This window comes from Pantoea sp. DY-15, assembly GCF_019795935.1.
Classification (GTDB): domain Bacteria; phylum Pseudomonadota; class Gammaproteobacteria; order Enterobacterales; family Enterobacteriaceae; genus Pantoea; species Pantoea leporis.
The window spans coordinates 612,707-629,350 of sequence record NZ_JAIMIF010000001.1 but is presented as its reverse complement, the minus strand read 5'-3'; the positions used below and the strand labels follow the sequence as shown (position 1 = coordinate 629,350).

At 53.5% G+C, this 16,644-nt stretch carries 17 protein-coding genes; 9 read left to right on the top strand and 8 right to left on the bottom strand.

The features are described 5' to 3' along the window. The first annotated feature begins 2 nt into the window (after positions 1-2). A complete protein-coding gene (hspQ, locus tag K5Y32_RS02995; protein WP_008101422.1) occupies positions 3-320 on the top strand; it encodes a heat shock protein HspQ in 318 nt (105 codons plus the stop codon). A 31-nt stretch (positions 321-351) separates the two neighbouring features. On the opposite strand, the gene K5Y32_RS02990 is transcribed toward hspQ, so the two are convergent. Continuing rightward, a complete protein-coding gene (locus tag K5Y32_RS02990) occupies positions 352-765 on the bottom strand; it encodes a CoA-binding protein (RefSeq protein WP_101760915.1) in 414 nt (137 codons plus the stop codon). A 177-nt stretch (positions 766-942) separates the two neighbouring features. On the opposite strand from K5Y32_RS02990, the gene K5Y32_RS02985 reads away from it, so the two are divergent. Together K5Y32_RS02985 and K5Y32_RS02980 are read left to right on the top strand one after the other, a co-directional pair. Continuing rightward, positions 943-1,569, top strand: a complete 627-nt coding sequence (locus tag K5Y32_RS02985; protein ID WP_222181759.1) for a DUF2057 family protein — start codon at positions 943-945, stop codon at positions 1,567-1,569. 68 nt (positions 1,570-1,637) lie between these two features. Next, a complete protein-coding gene (locus K5Y32_RS02980) occupies positions 1,638-2,099 on the top strand; it encodes a methylglyoxal synthase (RefSeq protein ID WP_176970840.1) in 462 nt (153 codons plus the stop codon). A gap of 3 nt (positions 2,100-2,102) precedes the next feature. On the opposite strand, the gene helD is transcribed toward K5Y32_RS02980, so the two are convergent. Then, positions 2,103-4,157 carry a DNA helicase IV gene (helD, locus tag K5Y32_RS02975; protein WP_222181758.1) on the bottom strand — a complete coding sequence of 685 codons (2,055 nt, stop codon included), beginning with the start codon at positions 4,155-4,157 and terminating at the stop codon, positions 2,103-2,105. Positions 4,158-4,280: 123 nt separating this feature from the next. Between helD and K5Y32_RS02970 the strand changes: the two genes are divergently transcribed. Then, positions 4,281-4,724 (top strand): YccF domain-containing protein, encoded by a 444-nt coding sequence (locus K5Y32_RS02970; RefSeq protein WP_222181757.1) that lies wholly within the window; start codon positions 4,281-4,283, stop codon positions 4,722-4,724. A 9-nt stretch (positions 4,725-4,733) separates the two neighbouring features. Next, positions 4,734-6,872, top strand: coding sequence for a YccS family putative transporter (gene yccS / locus K5Y32_RS02965; protein WP_222181756.1), 2,139 nt, complete (start codon positions 4,734-4,736; stop codon positions 6,870-6,872). Here yccS and K5Y32_RS02960 read toward each other — a convergent pair. Further along, positions 6,869-7,498: a TfoX/Sxy family DNA transformation protein gene (locus K5Y32_RS02960; RefSeq protein ID WP_222182877.1), complete on the bottom strand. Its 630-nt coding sequence runs from the start codon at positions 7,496-7,498 to the stop codon at positions 6,869-6,871. The genes yccS and K5Y32_RS02960 overlap by 4 nt on opposite strands. A gap of 222 nt (positions 7,499-7,720) precedes the next feature. Between K5Y32_RS02960 and sulA the strand changes: the two genes are divergently transcribed. Together sulA and ompA are read left to right on the top strand one after the other, a co-directional pair. After that, positions 7,721-8,212 carry an SOS-induced cell division inhibitor SulA gene (sulA, locus tag K5Y32_RS02955; RefSeq protein WP_176970844.1) on the top strand — a complete coding sequence of 164 codons (492 nt, stop codon included), beginning with the start codon at positions 7,721-7,723 and terminating at the stop codon, positions 8,210-8,212. A 349-nt stretch (positions 8,213-8,561) separates the two neighbouring features. Then, complete coding sequence (ompA, locus tag K5Y32_RS02950) at positions 8,562-9,635, top strand: porin OmpA (RefSeq protein WP_222181755.1); 1,074 nt, start codon at positions 8,562-8,564, stop codon at positions 9,633-9,635. A 73-nt stretch (positions 9,636-9,708) separates the two neighbouring features. Here ompA and matP read toward each other — a convergent pair whose 3' ends face one another. Beyond that, positions 9,709-10,176, bottom strand: a complete 468-nt coding sequence (gene matP / locus K5Y32_RS02945; RefSeq protein WP_008101445.1) for a macrodomain Ter protein MatP — start codon at positions 10,174-10,176, stop codon at positions 9,709-9,711. Between the two features lie 53 nt (positions 10,177-10,229). Here matP and K5Y32_RS02940 point away from each other — a divergent pair, with 53 nt between their 5' ends. After that, positions 10,230-12,092: a Lon protease family protein gene (locus K5Y32_RS02940; RefSeq protein ID WP_137385516.1), complete on the top strand. Its 1,863-nt coding sequence runs from the start codon at positions 10,230-10,232 to the stop codon at positions 12,090-12,092. Positions 12,093-12,159: 67 nt separating this feature from the next. Next, the gene (fabA, locus tag K5Y32_RS02935) at positions 12,160-12,678 is read left to right on the top strand and encodes a bifunctional 3-hydroxydecanoyl-ACP dehydratase/trans-2-decenoyl-ACP isomerase (protein WP_101760924.1); all 519 of its coding nucleotides are present in this window, start codon (positions 12,160-12,162) and stop codon (positions 12,676-12,678) included. Between the two features lie 66 nt (positions 12,679-12,744). Here the strand turns inward: fabA and rmf are convergent, their stop codons facing one another. The 4 genes from rmf to pqiA form a co-directional block, all read right to left on the bottom strand. After that, entirely contained in the window at positions 12,745-12,912 is a 168-nt protein-coding gene (rmf, locus tag K5Y32_RS02930) for a ribosome modulation factor (RefSeq protein WP_071531634.1), read from the bottom strand. 269 nt (positions 12,913-13,181) lie between these two features. Continuing rightward, entirely contained in the window at positions 13,182-13,748 is a 567-nt protein-coding gene (gene pqiC, locus K5Y32_RS02925; protein WP_101760925.1) for a membrane integrity-associated transporter subunit PqiC, read from the bottom strand. Continuing rightward, positions 13,745-15,388: an intermembrane transport protein PqiB gene (gene pqiB / locus K5Y32_RS02920; protein ID WP_222181754.1), complete on the bottom strand. Its 1,644-nt coding sequence runs from the start codon at positions 15,386-15,388 to the stop codon at positions 13,745-13,747. Before pqiB ends, pqiC begins: the two co-directional genes overlap by 4 nt. Then, a complete protein-coding gene (gene pqiA, locus K5Y32_RS02915; RefSeq protein WP_192413834.1) occupies positions 15,360-16,643 on the bottom strand; it encodes a membrane integrity-associated transporter subunit PqiA in 1,284 nt (427 codons plus the stop codon). The genes pqiB and pqiA overlap by 29 nt, the downstream gene beginning before the upstream one ends. Position 16,644 lies beyond the last annotated feature (1 nt).

The window sequence follows — 16,644 nt, the reverse complement described above, 5'->3', positions numbered from 1 at the left end:
CAATGATTACGACTAAATTTGGAATTGGACAGCAGGTCCGACATCGTCTCTCCGGGGTGCTCGGCGTTATCGTGGATGTCGATCCGGAGTTTTCGCTTGATGAGCCAGAAGTTGATGATGTCGCTGCCAGCGAAACGCTGCGCGCCGCGCCCTGGTATCATGTGGTGATGGAAGATGAAGAAGGCGATCAGGTACATACCTATGTCGCTGAAGTTCAGCTGGCGGGGGAAACCTCCTTCGAACACCCCGAACAACCTTCAATGGATGAGCTGGCCGCGTCAATTCGGCAACAGCTGCAGGCACCCAGCCTGAGACATTAATCAAACGGCGACTCAGGTCGCCGTTTCTGTTTTAGTGCCTAATCCCCAGCCGAGGAATTTCAATTTTTGGACAGCGATCCATTATCACGGTCATACCCGCATCTTGTGCCAGCACCGCCGCCTGCTCATTAATCACGCCCAGCTGTAACCACAACGTATCCGCACCAATGGCGATCGCTTCCTGCGCTACGCCCCACGCCGCTTCGGCGTTGCGAAACACATCCACCATATCCACTTTTCCGGGTACATCCGCCAGCGTGGCATAGGCGGTTTGGCCAAGAAGTTGCTGTCCCGCCAATTTAGGACTCACCGGAATCACCTCGTATCCCTGATCGAGCAAGTATTTCATTACGCCATAGCTCGGGCGATCGGGACGATCGCTGGCGCCCACTAACGCGATACGTTTGGTTTTAGTCAGCACATCGCGAATCGTTTGATCATTCATCTTTTTTCTCCTGGTTCATTCGCTTAAGTGTAGATGGCATTGCGCATTAGGCTGCAACTACCGGGCACCAGAACTTTGCGCAGCAGCACGAATAAATATGTAAAAATGTAAATTTACTGCCATAATGTAATACTTTGCTACACATAATCGATTTACCCCCTTCTACCGGGAGTTGAAATGAAGCTGTCTTTAACTGCTACGGGTTTACTGCTTTTGCTCGTATCAGCCTCATGCCAGGCCATCACTCTCAAGCTCGATCCCGAGATCGAACTGCTGGTGCTGGACGGGCGTAAAATCTCTGGCTCACTGCTGAAAGGCGCTGGCAGCCTTGAGTTGGATCGTGGGCAGCATCAATTTCTGTTTCGTGTGGAAAAACCGGGCGCTGACGCCGCGCACTTTCAATCGGTGCCGATGATTGTCACTTTTAGCGCCAATGCTCATTCGGTGGCGATTCGCTTGCCCGCGCTCACTAATCGTCGCGAACGTACCACCTTTGACAAAACCCTCAACTTTCAACTGATTGATGAGCGCGGAATCGAAATCACCAGTCTGCGCGACCATTTGCCAAAGCCAGGTGATAACGATTTCGAAAAGGCGATGGTGACTTATAATCGTGATGCCCACGCCGCTTCGGTTCCGCGCTTTGCCTTACATTCGCTGAGCGCCAGCGAGGCGCAGTTGAATCTGGATTACGCCTGGCAGGATGTTAGCGATCTCCCCTCTTTGCAAGGCTGGTTCAAGCGTTTTGATGCCGCCACACGTCTGCGTTTTATTAGCTGGATGAAAACCTTACGCACAAGTTGATAGTGATGAAACGCCAAGGGTAAACTCCTGCATTAACACATAATGCATGAGAAGAAACAGGAAGCCCTATGGAGCAGACCGTTCGTACCCTTCAGGTTCAGAAACATATCGCCCTCGTTGCACACGACCACTGTAAAGCCTCGCTGCTGGAGTGGGTGCAAATCAACCAAAGCACGCTGCAACAACATGTGCTGTATGCTACCGGCACCACCGGCAATCTCATTAATCGTCATACCGGATTGGATGTTAACGCCATGCTGAGCGGCCCGATGGGCGGCGATCAGCAAGTGGGCGCGTTGATTTCGGAAGGTAAAATTGATGTGCTGATTTTCTTCTGGGATCCGCTGAATGCGGTGCCACACGATCCGGATGTCAAAGCGCTGCTGCGCCTCGCCACGGTGTGGAATATCCCGGTGGCTAATAACCGCACCACCGCAGATTTTATTATCCAGTCACCGAAGTTTGCCCAGCAGATTGAGATTCAGATTCCAGATTATCAGCGTTATCTCGCCGATCGCCTGAAACCTTAATCATCAGGCCTTACGGCTTTGCGGCACACCCAATTCGCGCAGGTGTTCGACAAATACCGAAGGCCGATCTTTATCGAACATCAGCCACACCTGCTGGCGCGCGCGCGTCATCGCCACATATGCCAACCGTCGCTCCTCCGCATCCGGGAAATCTTCCGGCTGCGGCAGCAAACCCTCTTCCATGATAGATTCCCGCGCTTCTGCCGGGAAACCGTCGCGTCCCTGATGCAGTCCCAACACAATCACGAAATCCGCCTGCTGTCCTTTACTGGCATGAATCGTCATGAAATCCAGCTTTAACTTGGGCCAGCGCGTTTTAGCTTTATCGAGGATTGCTGGCCGCAAATGGTGGTAACGCGCCAGCAGCAGCACGCGCTCATCGGGTTTGGCATAGCCGCTCAGTTTATCGAACAACGCTTCCAATTGATCCTGCGGCAGCAAAGTCACCGATTTTTTATTGCCTTTACTCAAGCTGTTCAAGGGCTTGCGCAGCTGATGCGGGTTTTGCTGCACAAAGCGATTGGCAATCTCACCGATGCGATCGTTAAAACGATAGGTGGTATCCAGCACGCATCGATCGCCATCGCCGAAATAGTGATGGAACGCGGTGGTCAAACTCATTTCGGCACCGCTGAAGCGATAAATTGCCTGCCAGTCATCGCCCACCGCGTACAGGCTGGTTCGCTTGTTTTGCTGACGCAGCGCCGTCAGCAGTGCGGCTCGCTGCGGTGATATGTCCTGAAACTCATCGACCAGAATATGCTTCCACGGGCTGATAAAACGCCCTTTCTCCAGAATGGCAATCGCCTGATGAATCAGCCCGGAGAAATCGACCGCGCCCTCCTCTTTCAGCGCGCTTTTCCATGCCTTTAACAGTGGCGCCATCAGTTTGACACGCTTGCTGAAATTATCGCGCTGCGCTTCTGCCACATCCGCGATCATTGCCGCCTGCGCGCCGCCGTGCATGCGCATCAAACCCAGCCAGCGCTCCATGCGCGATGCGATACGCTGCGCCAATTTGTCATCCTGCCAAAACGGACCTTCGGGAATCTCCCACTCAAGCTCATCCTGCAACCATTGACGCCAGCCGCTGGCCTGCGCTTTCTTGCTATTGCACTGCTCACGCCAGGTCTCAATCAGCAACTGCCGCCGCGACTTGCTGTCGCTTTCCAGTTTGCTGATCACCGGCTGTTTGTTACTGCCTTCGCGGATGATATGCAGCGCCAGCGCATGAAAGGTACGAGCCTGAATCGCGCTCTCGCCAAGACGCGTTTGAATGCGGTCATTCATCTCTTCTGCCGCCTGACGACCAAACGCCAGCAGCAGAATTTGATCCGCTTGCGCCAGCTTGCGTTTCAGCAGCCAACCCGCGCGCGCCACCAGCACCGAGGTTTTGCCGCTACCCGCACCCGCCAGCACCAGCAGCGCATCTTCGCCATTCACTACGGCTTCGCATTGCGATGGATTGAGCGGCGTGGTTTCAATCGTGGAGAAGAATTCGTGATAATCGCTAAGGATCTTGCTGGTCCATTGGCGATTACGTTGGCGGATGGCCGCTTCGCCCTGTTCCAGCCATTGCAGGCAGAATTCCCAGCGCTCACGACAGTTTTCAAACTCGGCAATACGCGCGAGAGGTAACGGCAAGGCTGAAAACTGGCGTGTAATACTCTCTTTTACCGCACTCAGCTCACTGCGTTTCAACCAGCGATCCTGCTGGGTGAAGGCGAGGATTTCCTGCTCCAGCGCGACCAGCACCTCGGCGCTTACCTCGCTCATCTCCTGGCTCCACTGCTGCCAGGCGTGCTGCAAATAGTGGAAAAAGCGCTGCGTTTCCTGCCATTCGGTGCCATGCAAGCGCACAACTTTCTCGTCTGGCAGCAGAAACTCCAGTTCGCCCCATACCATGCCGCGTTTACAGGCAATGTTGAGCAACTGGTTAAACGGAATCAGATATTCATGGCGATCGCCACTGACTTCCACGCCGGCGGCCAGCAAGCGCACCCGATTATAGGGATGCTGTGCCAGACGTTTACCCATTGATGTTGCTTTCAGTTCCATGTCCGCACCGTCATGTGGAATTCGATATCGCGCAGTTTACCTGTCAGACTCTTGGCGCTCCAGCCTTAAAAAGAGCTAAACTTGGCGCCACATATTGCGGATTGCAAAAGGAAAAACACGTTTATGCGTACCGTACTTAATATTCTGAATTTCATTCTCGGCGGATTTTTCACCACCCTCAGCTGGCTGTTTGCCACGCTGGTGAGCATCGTGCTGATTTTTACGCTGCCGTTAACGCGCTCCTGCTGGGAAATCACCAAACTGTCTCTGCTGCCCTTTGGCAACGAAGCGGTGCATGTCGATGTGCTGCGCCCCGACAGTAAAAGCCATGTGATGAATACCGGCGGCACCTTCCTCAACATCTTCTGGCTGATACTGTTCGGCTGGTGGCTGTGTCTGGCGCATATCTCGGCCGGTATCGTGCAGTGTCTGACCATCATCGGCATTCCTGTTGGCATCGCCAACTTCAAAATTGCCGCGATTGCGCTGTGGCCGGTCGGCCGTCGCGTGGTCTCCGTTGAAGAAGCGCAGGCCGCGCGTGAAGCCAATACGCGTCGCCGCTACTGAGGCCGTTCAATGATTCATGACGCCTTGCCAGGCTGGCGACGTTATCTGTTTAACAGCAGCCTACGCTATTTGCTGCGCATCTTCTTTGCCTTAACCGGATGCGCGGCGGTGCCGTGGTGGCTGCACCAAATCGAGTGGACCATTCCGCTGACGCTTGGCGTGGTCGCCGCGGCGCTGGCGGATCTCGACGATCGCTGGATTGGGCGCGTGCGCAACCTGTTGATCACGCTGGTATGTTTCTGTATCGCGTCGGTGTCGGTTGAACTGTTGTTCCCCCATCCGTGGGGATTTGGTTTGGGCCTGGCGCTTTCCAGCTGGGGCTTTATTTTGCTCGGTGCGCTGGGACAGCGTTATGCTACCATCGCCTTTGGTGCGCTGCTGATTGCGGTTTACACCATGCTGGGCATCGGCTTGTTCCCACAGTGGTGGATGCAGCCAGCGCTGCTGTTGATCGGTGCCCTTTGGTACAACTTGCTGACCTTTGTTGGTCATTTGATGTTTCCGGTGCGCCCGGTGCAGGAACAGCTGGCAGGCAGTTTTTCCCAGCTGGCGCGCTATCTTGAAGCCAAAGCAAACCTGTTTGATCCCGATGGCGACGATCAGGATGACGCTACGCTGGTTGCCACGGCGATGGTCAACAGCCAGTTGGTGGCCCAGCTCAATCTCACTAAAAGCACCATTCAAAGTCGTTTGCGTGGCGACCGCGGTTCACGCAGCACGCGTCGCAGCCTGCACTACTATTTTGTCGCGCAGGATATCCATGAACGCGCCAGCTCCTCGCATCTGCAATACCATTTGCTGCGTGATAACTGGCGTTACAACGAAGTGCTGTTCCGTTTCCAGCGTCTGATGAACATGCAAGCGCGCGCGTGTCGGCAACTGGCGGAGACCATTTTGCTGCGTCAGCCGTGGCATCACGACAGCCATTTTGAACGTACCTTTGAACGGCTGGAAACCGCGCTGCAACGCCTTCAGCAGAACGAGCCGCAGGATCCACACATTCATGCACTGTTTTGGCTGCTGCGTAATCTGCGTGCCATTGATGCGCAACTGGCATCGATTGAGTCAGAGCAGATGCTGGCCGAACCGTCCCCGCAGAGCGATCACCATCTGTCACGCGAAGGGCTCAGCGGCTGGGCGGATATCCGCTTACGCCTGAGTCGCCATCTCAGTCCACAATCGGCCCTGTTCCGCCATGCAGTGCGTATGTCGTTGGTGCTGTGCGTTGGCTACGCCTTTATTCAAATCACCGGCGTCGATCGCGGTTACTGGATCTTGCTGACCAGCCTGTTCGTCTGCCAGCCCAATTACAACGCCACTCGACGCCGCCTCGCCTTGCGTATCGGCGGTACCTTAGCCGGCATCGCCATCGGCCTGCCGGTCTTGTGGCTGGTGCCCTCGATTGAAGGTCAGCTGGTGCTGATTGTGCTGAGCGGCGTGCTGTTCTTCGCATTCCGCCAGATTCAATATGCGCAAGCCACGTTGTTTATCACCTTGCTGGTTCTGCTGTGCTTCAATTTGCTTGGCGAAGGCTTTGAAGTGGCGCTACCGCGCGTGGTGGATACCTTGCTTGGCTGTGGCCTGGCATGGCTAGCCGTGGCTTTTGTCTGGCCCGACTGGCGTTTTCGCAAAATCACCGCTGTTGCCGATCGAACACTGGATGCCAACTGCCGCTATCTGGATGCGATTATGGAGCAATACCACCAAGGCAAGGACAATCGTCTAGCTTATCGCGTGGCACGTCGCGATGCGCACAACGCCGATGCAGAGCTGGCGTCGGTGGTGTCCAACATCAGTGGCGAACTCAAGCTACAACAACCGCTGCGTGAGAATGCGTTTCGACTACTGTGCCTGAACCACTCTTTCCTCAGCTATATCTCGGCGCTGGGAGCGCATCGCGAACAGCTGGCAGATAGTACCTTGCTGACCTTACTGGATGACGCGGTCTGCTTCATAGAAGATGTGCTGCAGATCGATCAGGTTACGGATACGCAAGCCACAGAGATGCAGCAGGCGCTAATGCAGCGCATGAGCGAGATGAAAAACAGCCCGGATACACGCGCACCATTAGTGATTCAGCAATTGGGATTGTTGGTCGCGCTGCTGCCCGAAATTGCCCGTCTACGCCGCATCCTCGTCAACGATTAAGGCTGCTGATGCTCCGCCGCCGCATGCTGGCGGAGCATTTTTAGATACCAGGCATAGAGCTCTTGCCTGATGGCGCTAGGTAACGCCGCTTCATGATGCCCTGTTATTGCACCTTCCAGCGCCAACAGCGTTTTTAACCCAATGTGCTTATTCACCGCGCGCAGTTTCAGCCAGCTTTGGCGCGATCCTGTTTCACACAGCAGCCGCACAGAACTGATCCCCACCTTATGCAGCATCAGCTCCAATCGCAGGCTTAAATTCGGCAGATCTTTCAAACGCAGCGAGACAAGTCTGGTAGCCGCTTCGTCCTGTGCGGCGCGCAATGAGCTGGCTGATAACTGCAATAATTGATCAGGGTTTTGCCATAACTGTGTATCTACTTTGAAGTAGCTTAAGGTCACCGGCACACCACGCTTGCGGTAAATCAGCGGTTCCAGTGAACGCTGTGCGTTATAGATGTGAAGCGCCTCGCTGGCTCGGAGATAAAGCGCATCTTCATTGATATAAGCAAAAATCACCTTCTCAATAGTAAGCGCATACCCCCCAAATTGCGTGCGTGATTCAATTTTACCTAATGCCGCCAACTGCGCTTTCGATTGCTCAACTACCGGGTTATATCTCTTCATAACGCCCCCTCCAATGGATTCCATGCGCGGGAAATTTCCTATAAAAGCTCGCAGATTCATCTGGTTAGAAGATAAAAAAAACGATTTAGCTGTTCAATGAATAAAAGCAGGAGTGCGGGATCTTGTGCAGAAATTGCGAGGCGTTTTCAGAAATTGAGGTTGATCTTTATCCAGGAAGCCATTACTGTACATCCATACAGTTCATTACTGAGTGATTAAATTATGCGTACTCATTTCTCTGGCCCTGCTGATCGTTCACATCGTTTCGCTTCACCTGGCTTAGCGCAACCTTCGCTGGGTGGAATCACAGAACTGCGCTCCAGCGAACAACCCGAAATGATGCAACTTATGCTGCTCCCGGTACTAAAACAGCTGAGCGAGCAATCGCGCTGGCAGCTGTGGCTCACTCCGGCTCATAAGCTCAATCGTAGCTGGATGCAGCAGTCGGGATTACCGTTAGAAAAGAGTATGCATATCACCGAATCTGAGCGTTTTAACACCGTTGAAAGTATGGTGAAGGCATTACGTACAGGTAATTACAGCGTCGTTCTTGCCTGGATTCCGTACGAATTGAGCGATGAAGAGCGTTTAGAATTAGAACAAGCAGCGGCGGAAGGTGAAGCGCTCGGTCTGATTTTGCGTCCGCAGGGACGTCAATATGCTCATTCCAGACAACCCAATGCGACAAAAATTCCCTCAGATTTGTTTCATTAAGTAAATCCAGGAATTTTCTCAGCATTTTTTTTGCAAAAGTTGCATCTAAGCTACTGATTCTTTTCCCGCCAGCTATGACAATGGCTTAGACGCTTTTTTGTTTTCTAATACCGAAGATTTAGCCATATGATTTGTTAAAATGTGTGTATAAATCGCTGTTTTTTTGCTGCCCGGCGTCACATCATACTTGTAAGTTTCCAATCTCGTTGTAGACTTTAGCTCGCCAGGGTGCTCAATAACCTCCGTTTTTTCGGTAGAGTCAAAAGCGAGCGTTTAGACCCGGCGAAGGATTAACACAAAGAGCAACCTTTTTGCTCATTGCCTATTTGGATGATAACGAGGCGCAAAAATGAAAAAGACAGCTATCGCAATTGCAGTGGCACTGGCTGGCTTCGCTACCGTAGCGCAGGCCGCACCAAAAGATAACACCTGGTACACCGGTGCTAAACTGGGCTGGTCTCAGTATCATGATACTGGTTACTACGGTAACGACTACGTGAATAACGACGGTCCAACTCACGAATCTCAGCTGGGTGCTGGTGCTTTCCTGGGTTATCAGGCTAACCCGTATCTGGGCTTTGAGCTGGGCTACGACTGGTTGGGCCGTATGCCTAACAAAGGCAACGAAGTAAACGGCGCGTTCAAAGCACAAGGCGTTCAGCTGGCTGCTAAACTGAGCTACCCAATTACCGAAGACTTCGACGTCTACACCCGTCTGGGTGGTATGGTATGGCGTGCTGATTCTACCCAGTTTAACAGCAACACTGGCAATCGCATCAGCGACCACGACACCGGCGTTTCTCCGCTGGCTGCTGTTGGTGTTGAATACGCACTGACCAAAAACTGGGCAACTCGCCTGGACTACCAGTGGGTTAACAACATCGGTGACGCAGGTACCGTTGGTGCACGTCCAGACAACAGCATGCTGAGCGTAGGCCTGTCTTACCGTTTCGGTCAGGATGAAGATGCAGCGCCAGTTGTAGCTCCGGCTCCGGCCCCAGCTCCAGTTGTTGAAACCAAGCGTTTCACTCTGAAGTCTGACGTTCTGTTCACCTTCAACAAATCTACTCTGAAGCCAGAAGGTCAGCAGGCTCTTGATCAGCTGTACAGCCAGCTGAGCTCAATGGATCCGAAAGACGGCTCTGTTGTAGTACTGGGCTTCACCGATCGCATCGGTTCAGAGCAGTACAACCAGAAACTGTCTGAGAAGCGCGCGCAATCTGTAGTTGATTACCTGGTATCTAAAGGTATCCCTTCTAACAAGATCTCTGCACGCGGTATGGGCGAATCCAACCCAGTTACTGGCAACACCTGTGACAGCGTGAAAGGCCGCAATGCCCTGATCGACTGCCTGGCGCCAGACCGTCGCGTTGAAATCGACGTGAAAGGTATCAAAGACGTTGTAACTCAGCCACAGGCTTAAGTTATCACGCAGTAAAAAACCCCGCTAAGGCGGGGTTTTTTTATGGCTGAATGTAATGAGAACGAAAAGGATTCTACTCTTTTTCCGAGCCACCATTTCCGAGGATCGCCTGCAGATCTTGCTTCAGCGTAGACATCTGGCTGGCGTACTTCTCTTTGCGTTCAGCATCTTCAATTAACTGAACTATGGTTTCTGACAGCGTATTACTGCGACGCTGCGCCAATCCTGCCAGACGCTGCCACACCAGATATTCCAGATCGATCGATTTCTTACGCGTGTGCTGATGCTCAGCATTAAAGTGACGTTTACGACGTGCACGTATCGTCTGCTTGAGACGATTCTCCAAATCGGGATGAATGTGCTGGGCGATCCACTCGTTAACCTCAACCGGGCTGTTTTCCATCGACAACAATGTATCGACCGCAGCTTGCGCCGCACTAAGCTCAAGATGACGGGTGATCAGTTCACCCTCCCGATGCTTTTTCACCAGGTATTTCCACTTCCATCCACTTTCAAGATTTTCGAGTTGCTGGTATTTCATCGGAATCTCATCGTGATCACGTAACAAACTAAGAATAACAGCTTTTTTCCTGGATGCAGCAAGGAAAAACATGTTGCAGCCGTCACAATCCGGGCCGGAACTCCGCCGTGATTAACCAGGTTGATTCCTGTATAATCGCGCTTTTCCTAAATCAGACTAATGCGAATATTTTGACCAGCACTCAAATTACGTGGCAAGCCCTGCAGCCGGATAGCGACCGCTACCAATCCATTTTCTCGAACGTCTCACTGGAAGATTGCGATAGTCTTGCCGCGGTTCAGCCGCGTCTGCTGAATGCGCTGGCGCATTTGCATCATCAAACCCTGGGTTTTCCGCTGCTGCTGTTACGCAGTCAGGAAAACAGCGATTACCTGGCCTGCATCGCCGATGCGGCGCAACGTTTCCAGCCGGATGAGATTTCTCTTTACGGTGGCGACTATCATGTGATGGGCGATACCGTCAGTCTTCTACCGCCAACCGATATCAATCGCCCCTTCACCAGCCAGGGCGGCGTGCATTTCGCCGACTGGATTGAAGCTGAACAGTTGTTCGGTTGCGTACGTCAATATAAAGACCGTGTGCAGCCTGAACCGGGCTTACTGCATCGCGCCAATGGCGGTACGTTAATTCTTGCGGTCAACACTTTACTGGCACAGCCGCTGCTGTGGCTGCGTTTGCGTAAGTGTATTGAGCAAGGTCGCTTCGATTGGTATTCACAGGATGAGCGTCAACCATTGCCTGTCGCCATTCCCCCGCTACCGCTGCAACTGCGTCTGGTACTGTGTGGCGACCGTGATGCACTGGCCGCTTTCCAGGAAATGGACGTCGAAGTTCATGAGATGGCGCTGTATAGCGAATTCGAAGAGAGCTTACAAATTCTCGACGAAGATGACATGACGTCATGGTGCCAGTGGACGCTAACGCAAGCCGAACAAGCCGGATTAGCGCAGCCTGAAGCCGATTTCTGGCCATTGTTGATCACCGAAGCAGCACGCATGACCGGTGATCAAGACACGTTGCCGCTTTGCCCGCGCTGGCTTCGTCGCCAGCTGCAAGAAGCGGCGCTGCATGGCGACAGCATCAATGGCGAAGCGTTGAAAGAAGCGCTGGAAGCGCGCCAATGGCGTGAAGGCTTCCTCGCCGATCGCATGCGTGATGAAATCCTGCTTAATCAGATCATGATTGAAACCGAAGGCGAAGTGGTTGGGCAAATCAACGGCCTTTCGGTGGTTGAGTTCCCAGGCCATCCGCGTCCGTGGGGAGAACCTTCGCGCATTACCTGTGTGGTACATCCGGGCGATGGCGAGTTCACCGATGTGGAGCGCAAAGCCGAATTAGGTGGCAACATCCATGCGAAAGGCATGATGATTATGCAAGCGTACCTGATTGCCGAGCTGGAGCTAGAGCAACAGCTGCCCTTCTCCGCTTCACTGGTGTTTGAACAATCCTATTCCGAAGTGGATGGCGACAGCGCCTCGCTGGCCGAGCTCTGTGCGTTAATCAGTGCGCTGGCTAATCAGCCGGTTAACCAGCAGATTGCGGTGACCGGCTCAGTTGATCAGTTTGGTAACGTGCAGCCCGTCGGCGGCCTGAACGAAAAAATTGAAGGCTTCTTCCAAATCTGTCATTCACGTGAATTGACCGGCAAGCAAGGTGTCATTTTCCCTGCCAGTAACGCGCGTCATCTCAGTCTGAATCAGGATGTTGTGGAAGCGGTTAAGGCCGGACAATTCCATCTTTGGGCCATTGAGAGCGTAGATGAAGCGTTGCCGCTGCTGACCGGCATTGCCTGGCAGAGTGAAAGCGGCGAATCTCTGCTTAGCACCATTCAGGAACGTATTACCCAGCTGAACCAGCAGGAAGCTCGCCTGCGTCCGTGGCCACTACGTTGGCTCAACTGGTTCAACCACAGCTGATAACATTGCTCAGCGTACAACTGTTCGCTAATATTCGGGCTTCACTAAAAGAAGGCATATTGAGAACATGGTAGATAAACGCGAATCCTATAGTAAAGAAGACCTGATTGCCTCGGGTCGCGGCGAACTGTTTGGCGAAAATGGACCGCCGCTTCCATCCAACAACATGTTGATGATGGACCGCGTGGTCAAAATGACCGAAGACGGCGGTAAATTCGATAAAGGTTTCGTCGAAGCCGAACTGGATATCCGCCCTGACCTGTGGTTCTTTGACTGCCACTTCATTGGCGATCCGGTAATGCCGGGTTGCCTCGGCCTCGATGCGATGTGGCAGCTGGTAGGTTTCTACCTCGGCTGGCTGGGCGCAGAAGGTAAAGGCCGCGCGTTGGGCGTGGGTGAAGTGAAGTTCACTGGACAAGTCCTGCCTACCGCCAAAAAAGTGACCTATAAAATTCACTTCAAACGTGTGATTAACCGTAAACTGGTGATGGGCGTGGCAGATGGCGAAGTCTTCGTTGACGGGAACCTGATTTACTCTGCGACCGATTTGAAAGTGGGTCTGTTCAAAGACACCTCAGCTTTCTAATCCTTCCAAATGAAAACCTCCGCACGCAGCGGAGGTTTCTTCCATAATGTTAGACATCCAGCAGTGCTAGGCCACCGCTGACCTGTCCTCCATGGCTTGACGCCAACCTCCCAACCAGTGAGACCGTGCATCGATCAATTGATAAGGGCATATCTCTTTCGAGCGGCCCGTAATACCGGCTTGGTAGCCTCGTGAATGTGCTCGTTCCAGGCGGTCTCTCTTCTGTCTCTTCATGCCTCGTTTCCCTCATTTCAGGTCTGGTGGAATCTGGGTGGAAAGAAAGAGTGGCGATATAATGTTCAACCACAGTAATGTTCTAACCCGATGCAGAAGAAAGGTCAATGCGCAAAATTCACGCCAATGTCATGTTTTTGACGTTAAAGTGCCATGTAGAATTGTCAGTTGATTGTCTATCTGGCTGATTAGGCAATAAAAAAAGCCCCTGATTTGACTGCGATCACACTACAGTAAATCAAGGACTTAGCATAAGCATCGAACAAATCTTAATTTAGCGAAACCACACTATTTGCGATTTGTTGTGCGGTTTGCTGCCAACCGAGAGCCAGAGTACGTACCAGCGCATCATAGCCATCTTCGGTTTGCGGCAGCGTCAGATTAAAGCCATGTTTGATTAGGCGTCCTTGATGCTGCAGTAACCATTCGCCACTCACCACCACTTGTCCATCGTAGCGTCCCTGGAAACCGGTAACGTTTACCGACAGCGTATCGTGCGTGTCGCCCAGCGGCGCACCGGCAACCAGGCGGCCAGGTAGCGCTTTACTGAGATTACTGATCAACGTTTGCTGCAACTGTTGATCGAGCGGACTGGCCCACAGGTTATTAGCTGCAATCACGTACTTCACATCGCTGGTCTGATAGACCAGGCCGTTGCCCGCCATGTAATCCGGTACCGTCACTTGCTCAACCCAAATCATCGGTTGGCCAGTGCCCGCGGCACTTTCAACGCGCGCCACATTGCTGCCCGCAGGCAGCTGATAATAGGTATTTTCAATGGTGCTGCTGCAGCCTGCCAGCAGCAACAGCGCCCCGATAATTAGCCCTTTTTTCACTGTTTCGCCCTCTTTGGCTGTGGATCCTGGCCCGGCTTGGCCTCAAACACCAGCGCATTACTTTTGCTATTCAGCGTTTTCAGCACTGGCTGCAGTTCTCGCAATACCTGATCAAGCCGCTGCATATCGCCCACCAGCTTGCTGTAAGCCGGTGAACCTGGCTGCAGCCCTTTCATGCTGCGGTTCAGTTCGCGCAGGGTTTGCTGCATGTCTGAAGGCAGGCTTTTCATCGCCGGATTCGCCGTGACCTGATTAAGGTTATCCAGCGTTTTCTGCAGCCGCTGCAGGGTGCGCTGGCTCTCTTTCAAGGTACCTGTGGCTTCATTCAGCACTGGATTAAGTGGCAAGCCGTTGATCTTATCCAGCGCCGCCATCAGTTTCTGCTGAATCTGCGCCAGGCCGCCGCTGACGGTTGGAATCACTTCCAGGCCAGCCACCTGATTCGGGCCTTGATACGCCGGTGCGTTATCGTAGAAATCGAGGTCGATAAATAGCGCGCCAGACAGCAGGTTGCCGGTTTTCAGCGTCGCACGCAGACCGCGTTTTTTGCCATCCTGCAGATGCTGCTCAAGATTGAAATCTCCGCCCAGGCGATTAACAAACCGATCCGGCTCAATGCGAATCAGCACCGGCACACGATAATCCGTATTCAGCGCCTGATTCACGCCCGGAATCATATAAGGCACTTGTGACACCGTACCCAAACGAATGCCGCGGAACTCAACCGGTGCGCCAACCTGCAAGCCGCGAATCGAATCGGTGAAGAACAGCAGGAAATCAGTATGAGCACTGTAGAGCGAATCCTGGATGCTGCGCTGATCGTCGTACAGATGGTATTCCGCCTTGTTCTCCGCCGCCCGGCCCAGCTCAGCGCCGTCCGGCACATCAAAGCTGACGCCGCCGCTGAAGAGCGTAGTGAGCGATCCCATCTCTACGCGCATGCCTGATGCAGACATATCGACAGCAATACCGCTGTCTTTCCAGAAACGCACGTTGGTGGTGATCAGGCGATCGTAAGGCGCCGAGATAAACAGCTGATAAGTCATCATGCGTTTATCGGTATCAAAGTTGCTGGTTTCCACTGAACCTACGCGATAACCGCGGAACAGCACCGGATCGCCCGCATTAAGCTGACCGGCTTTTTTGCTGTCGAGCGTTATGCGAATGCCTTTGGCATCCGGCGGCGCCAGCGGCGGTGCATCCAGCAGTTGATAACGTTCCGGCTTATCGCCCTTCGCGCCCGGCTGCAGCTCGATATAGGCACCGGAAAGCAGCGTGCCCAATCCGGTAATGCCTTCGCGACCAATTTGCGGTTTCACCACCCAAAATGCGCTGTCGCCCTGTAGCAACTTTTCCATGCCCGAATTAAGACGCGCTTTAATTTCTACATGGTGCAAATCGTCGGTCAGAACCGCGCTTTCCACCACACCGACGTTGACGCTGCGGCTCTTAATGGTGGTTTTACCGGCTTCGATGCCTTCCGCATTTTCGGTAATCAGCGTCACTTCCGGGCCCTGATGGCTGAAGTGATAAAAAAGAATCCATCCGCCGATTAACAGCGTGACGATAGGTACAATCCAGACCGGCGACCAGCGTTTAATCTGGTCGACCTTAGCAGTCCCGTGATGGTTGTCCGTCAAGACGCGGCTCCTTACGTTCAGTTTCTCGTTGTCGATCCCACAGCAGGCGCGGATCAAAGGTCATTGCGGCAAACATGGTGAGGATGACCACCATGGCAAACAGCAGCGCGCCCGGCGCAGGATACACACTCATCAGCCGCCCCATCCGCACCAGCGCAGAGAGAACGGCGATTACAAACACATCAATCATTGACCAACGGCCAACAAATTCAACCACCTCATAAACCACGTGCATCTTTTCATCATCGCGCCCACCGCGTCCGCTGCCGTGCCAGCACAGCCAGGCAATCGCCAGCATTTTCAGCGAAGGCACCATGATACTGGCGATGAAGATCACCAGCGCCACCGGCCACGAACCGTCGCTCCATAGCAAAATTACTCCGGCCATAATGTTCGAAGGATATTGCGAACCGAGCGTTTCGGTCACCATGATCGGCATGATATTTGAGGGAATGTAGAGCATCACCGAGGTGATCAGCAGCGCCAGCGTCCATTGCAAACTGTGCTTGCGGCGCGCATGCGCCTTCACACCACAACGCGGGCACGCCAGTTGGTCAGCGGGCAGAATCGCGGTACAACACGGACAGCTACGCAAACCTTGCTTCAGGCCGCTAACACCGGCCAGCGGCGTTTTCGGCAGCGGCGGTAACGGATTGATGCGGTGCCACACCCAACGGCGATCAACACACTGAAATGCGCGCAATTGCAACACGCAGAACAGACACCACGGCCAGAAACTGCTGCCGAGGCCAATCTCACCATACGCCATCAGCTTAACGAAACTGACCAGCACGCCAGCCATAAAAATTTCCGCCATGCCCCAGCTACGCAGCTGAAACAGCACGCGCGCCAACCCAAGCCGCAGGCTGTGCGGCATGCGGACGTTATTGACCAGCAGAATAATGGTGATCATGCAGAAGGCAGGAATGCCCTGCACAAACAGCAGAAACAGCGTTGCCAGGCTGCGGTAATCTTCGCGATCCATCACCTGGGGGATTTCGAGCAGCGATATCTGGCTGCTCAATCCCGCGACGTGCATATTGATGAAAGGAAACAGATTGGCCAGCACCAGCATGAACAGGGCCGAAAAGGCGTAGCCGGTCGGACGTCGACGCGGCTCCTGCCAGTTGGCTTGCAGCGTGGTGTGACAACGCGGGCAACGCGCACGGCTGCCAACCGGTACAGCGGGCAGCTTTACTGTTAAATCACACTGTGGACAAAGACTCCACTGATGCGCTTGATCCGCTGCACACATG

Coding starts and splice junctions, on each gene's coding strand:
- hspQ (WP_008101422.1), top strand. CDS start 3: ATGATTACGACTAAATTTGGAATTGGACAGCAGGTCCGACATCGTCTC.
- K5Y32_RS02990 (WP_101760915.1), bottom strand. CDS start 765: ATGAATGATCAAACGATTCGCGATGTGCTGACTAAAACCAAACGTATC.
- K5Y32_RS02985 (WP_222181759.1), top strand. CDS start 943: ATGAAGCTGTCTTTAACTGCTACGGGTTTACTGCTTTTGCTCGTATCA.
- K5Y32_RS02980 (WP_176970840.1), top strand. CDS start 1,638: ATGGAGCAGACCGTTCGTACCCTTCAGGTTCAGAAACATATCGCCCTC.
- helD (WP_222181758.1), bottom strand. CDS start 4,157: ATGGAACTGAAAGCAACATCAATGGGTAAACGTCTGGCACAGCATCCC.
- K5Y32_RS02970 (WP_222181757.1), top strand. CDS start 4,281: ATGCGTACCGTACTTAATATTCTGAATTTCATTCTCGGCGGATTTTTC.
- yccS (WP_222181756.1), top strand. CDS start 4,734: ATGATTCATGACGCCTTGCCAGGCTGGCGACGTTATCTGTTTAACAGC.
- K5Y32_RS02960 (WP_222182877.1), bottom strand. CDS start 7,498: ATGAAGAGATATAACCCGGTAGTTGAGCAATCGAAAGCGCAGTTGGCG.
- sulA (WP_176970844.1), top strand. CDS start 7,721: ATGCGTACTCATTTCTCTGGCCCTGCTGATCGTTCACATCGTTTCGCT.
- ompA (WP_222181755.1), top strand. CDS start 8,562: ATGAAAAAGACAGCTATCGCAATTGCAGTGGCACTGGCTGGCTTCGCT.
- matP (WP_008101445.1), bottom strand. CDS start 10,176: ATGAAATACCAGCAACTCGAAAATCTTGAAAGTGGATGGAAGTGGAAA.
- K5Y32_RS02940 (WP_137385516.1), top strand. CDS start 10,230: ATGCAGCAAGGAAAAACATGTTGCAGCCGTCACAATCCGGGCCGGAAC.
- fabA (WP_101760924.1), top strand. CDS start 12,160: ATGGTAGATAAACGCGAATCCTATAGTAAAGAAGACCTGATTGCCTCG.
- rmf (WP_071531634.1), bottom strand. CDS start 12,912: ATGAAGAGACAGAAGAGAGACCGCCTGGAACGAGCACATTCACGAGGC.
- pqiA (WP_192413834.1), bottom strand. CDS start 16,643: ATGTGTGCAGCGGATCAAGCGCATCAGTGGAGTCTTTGTCCACAGTGT.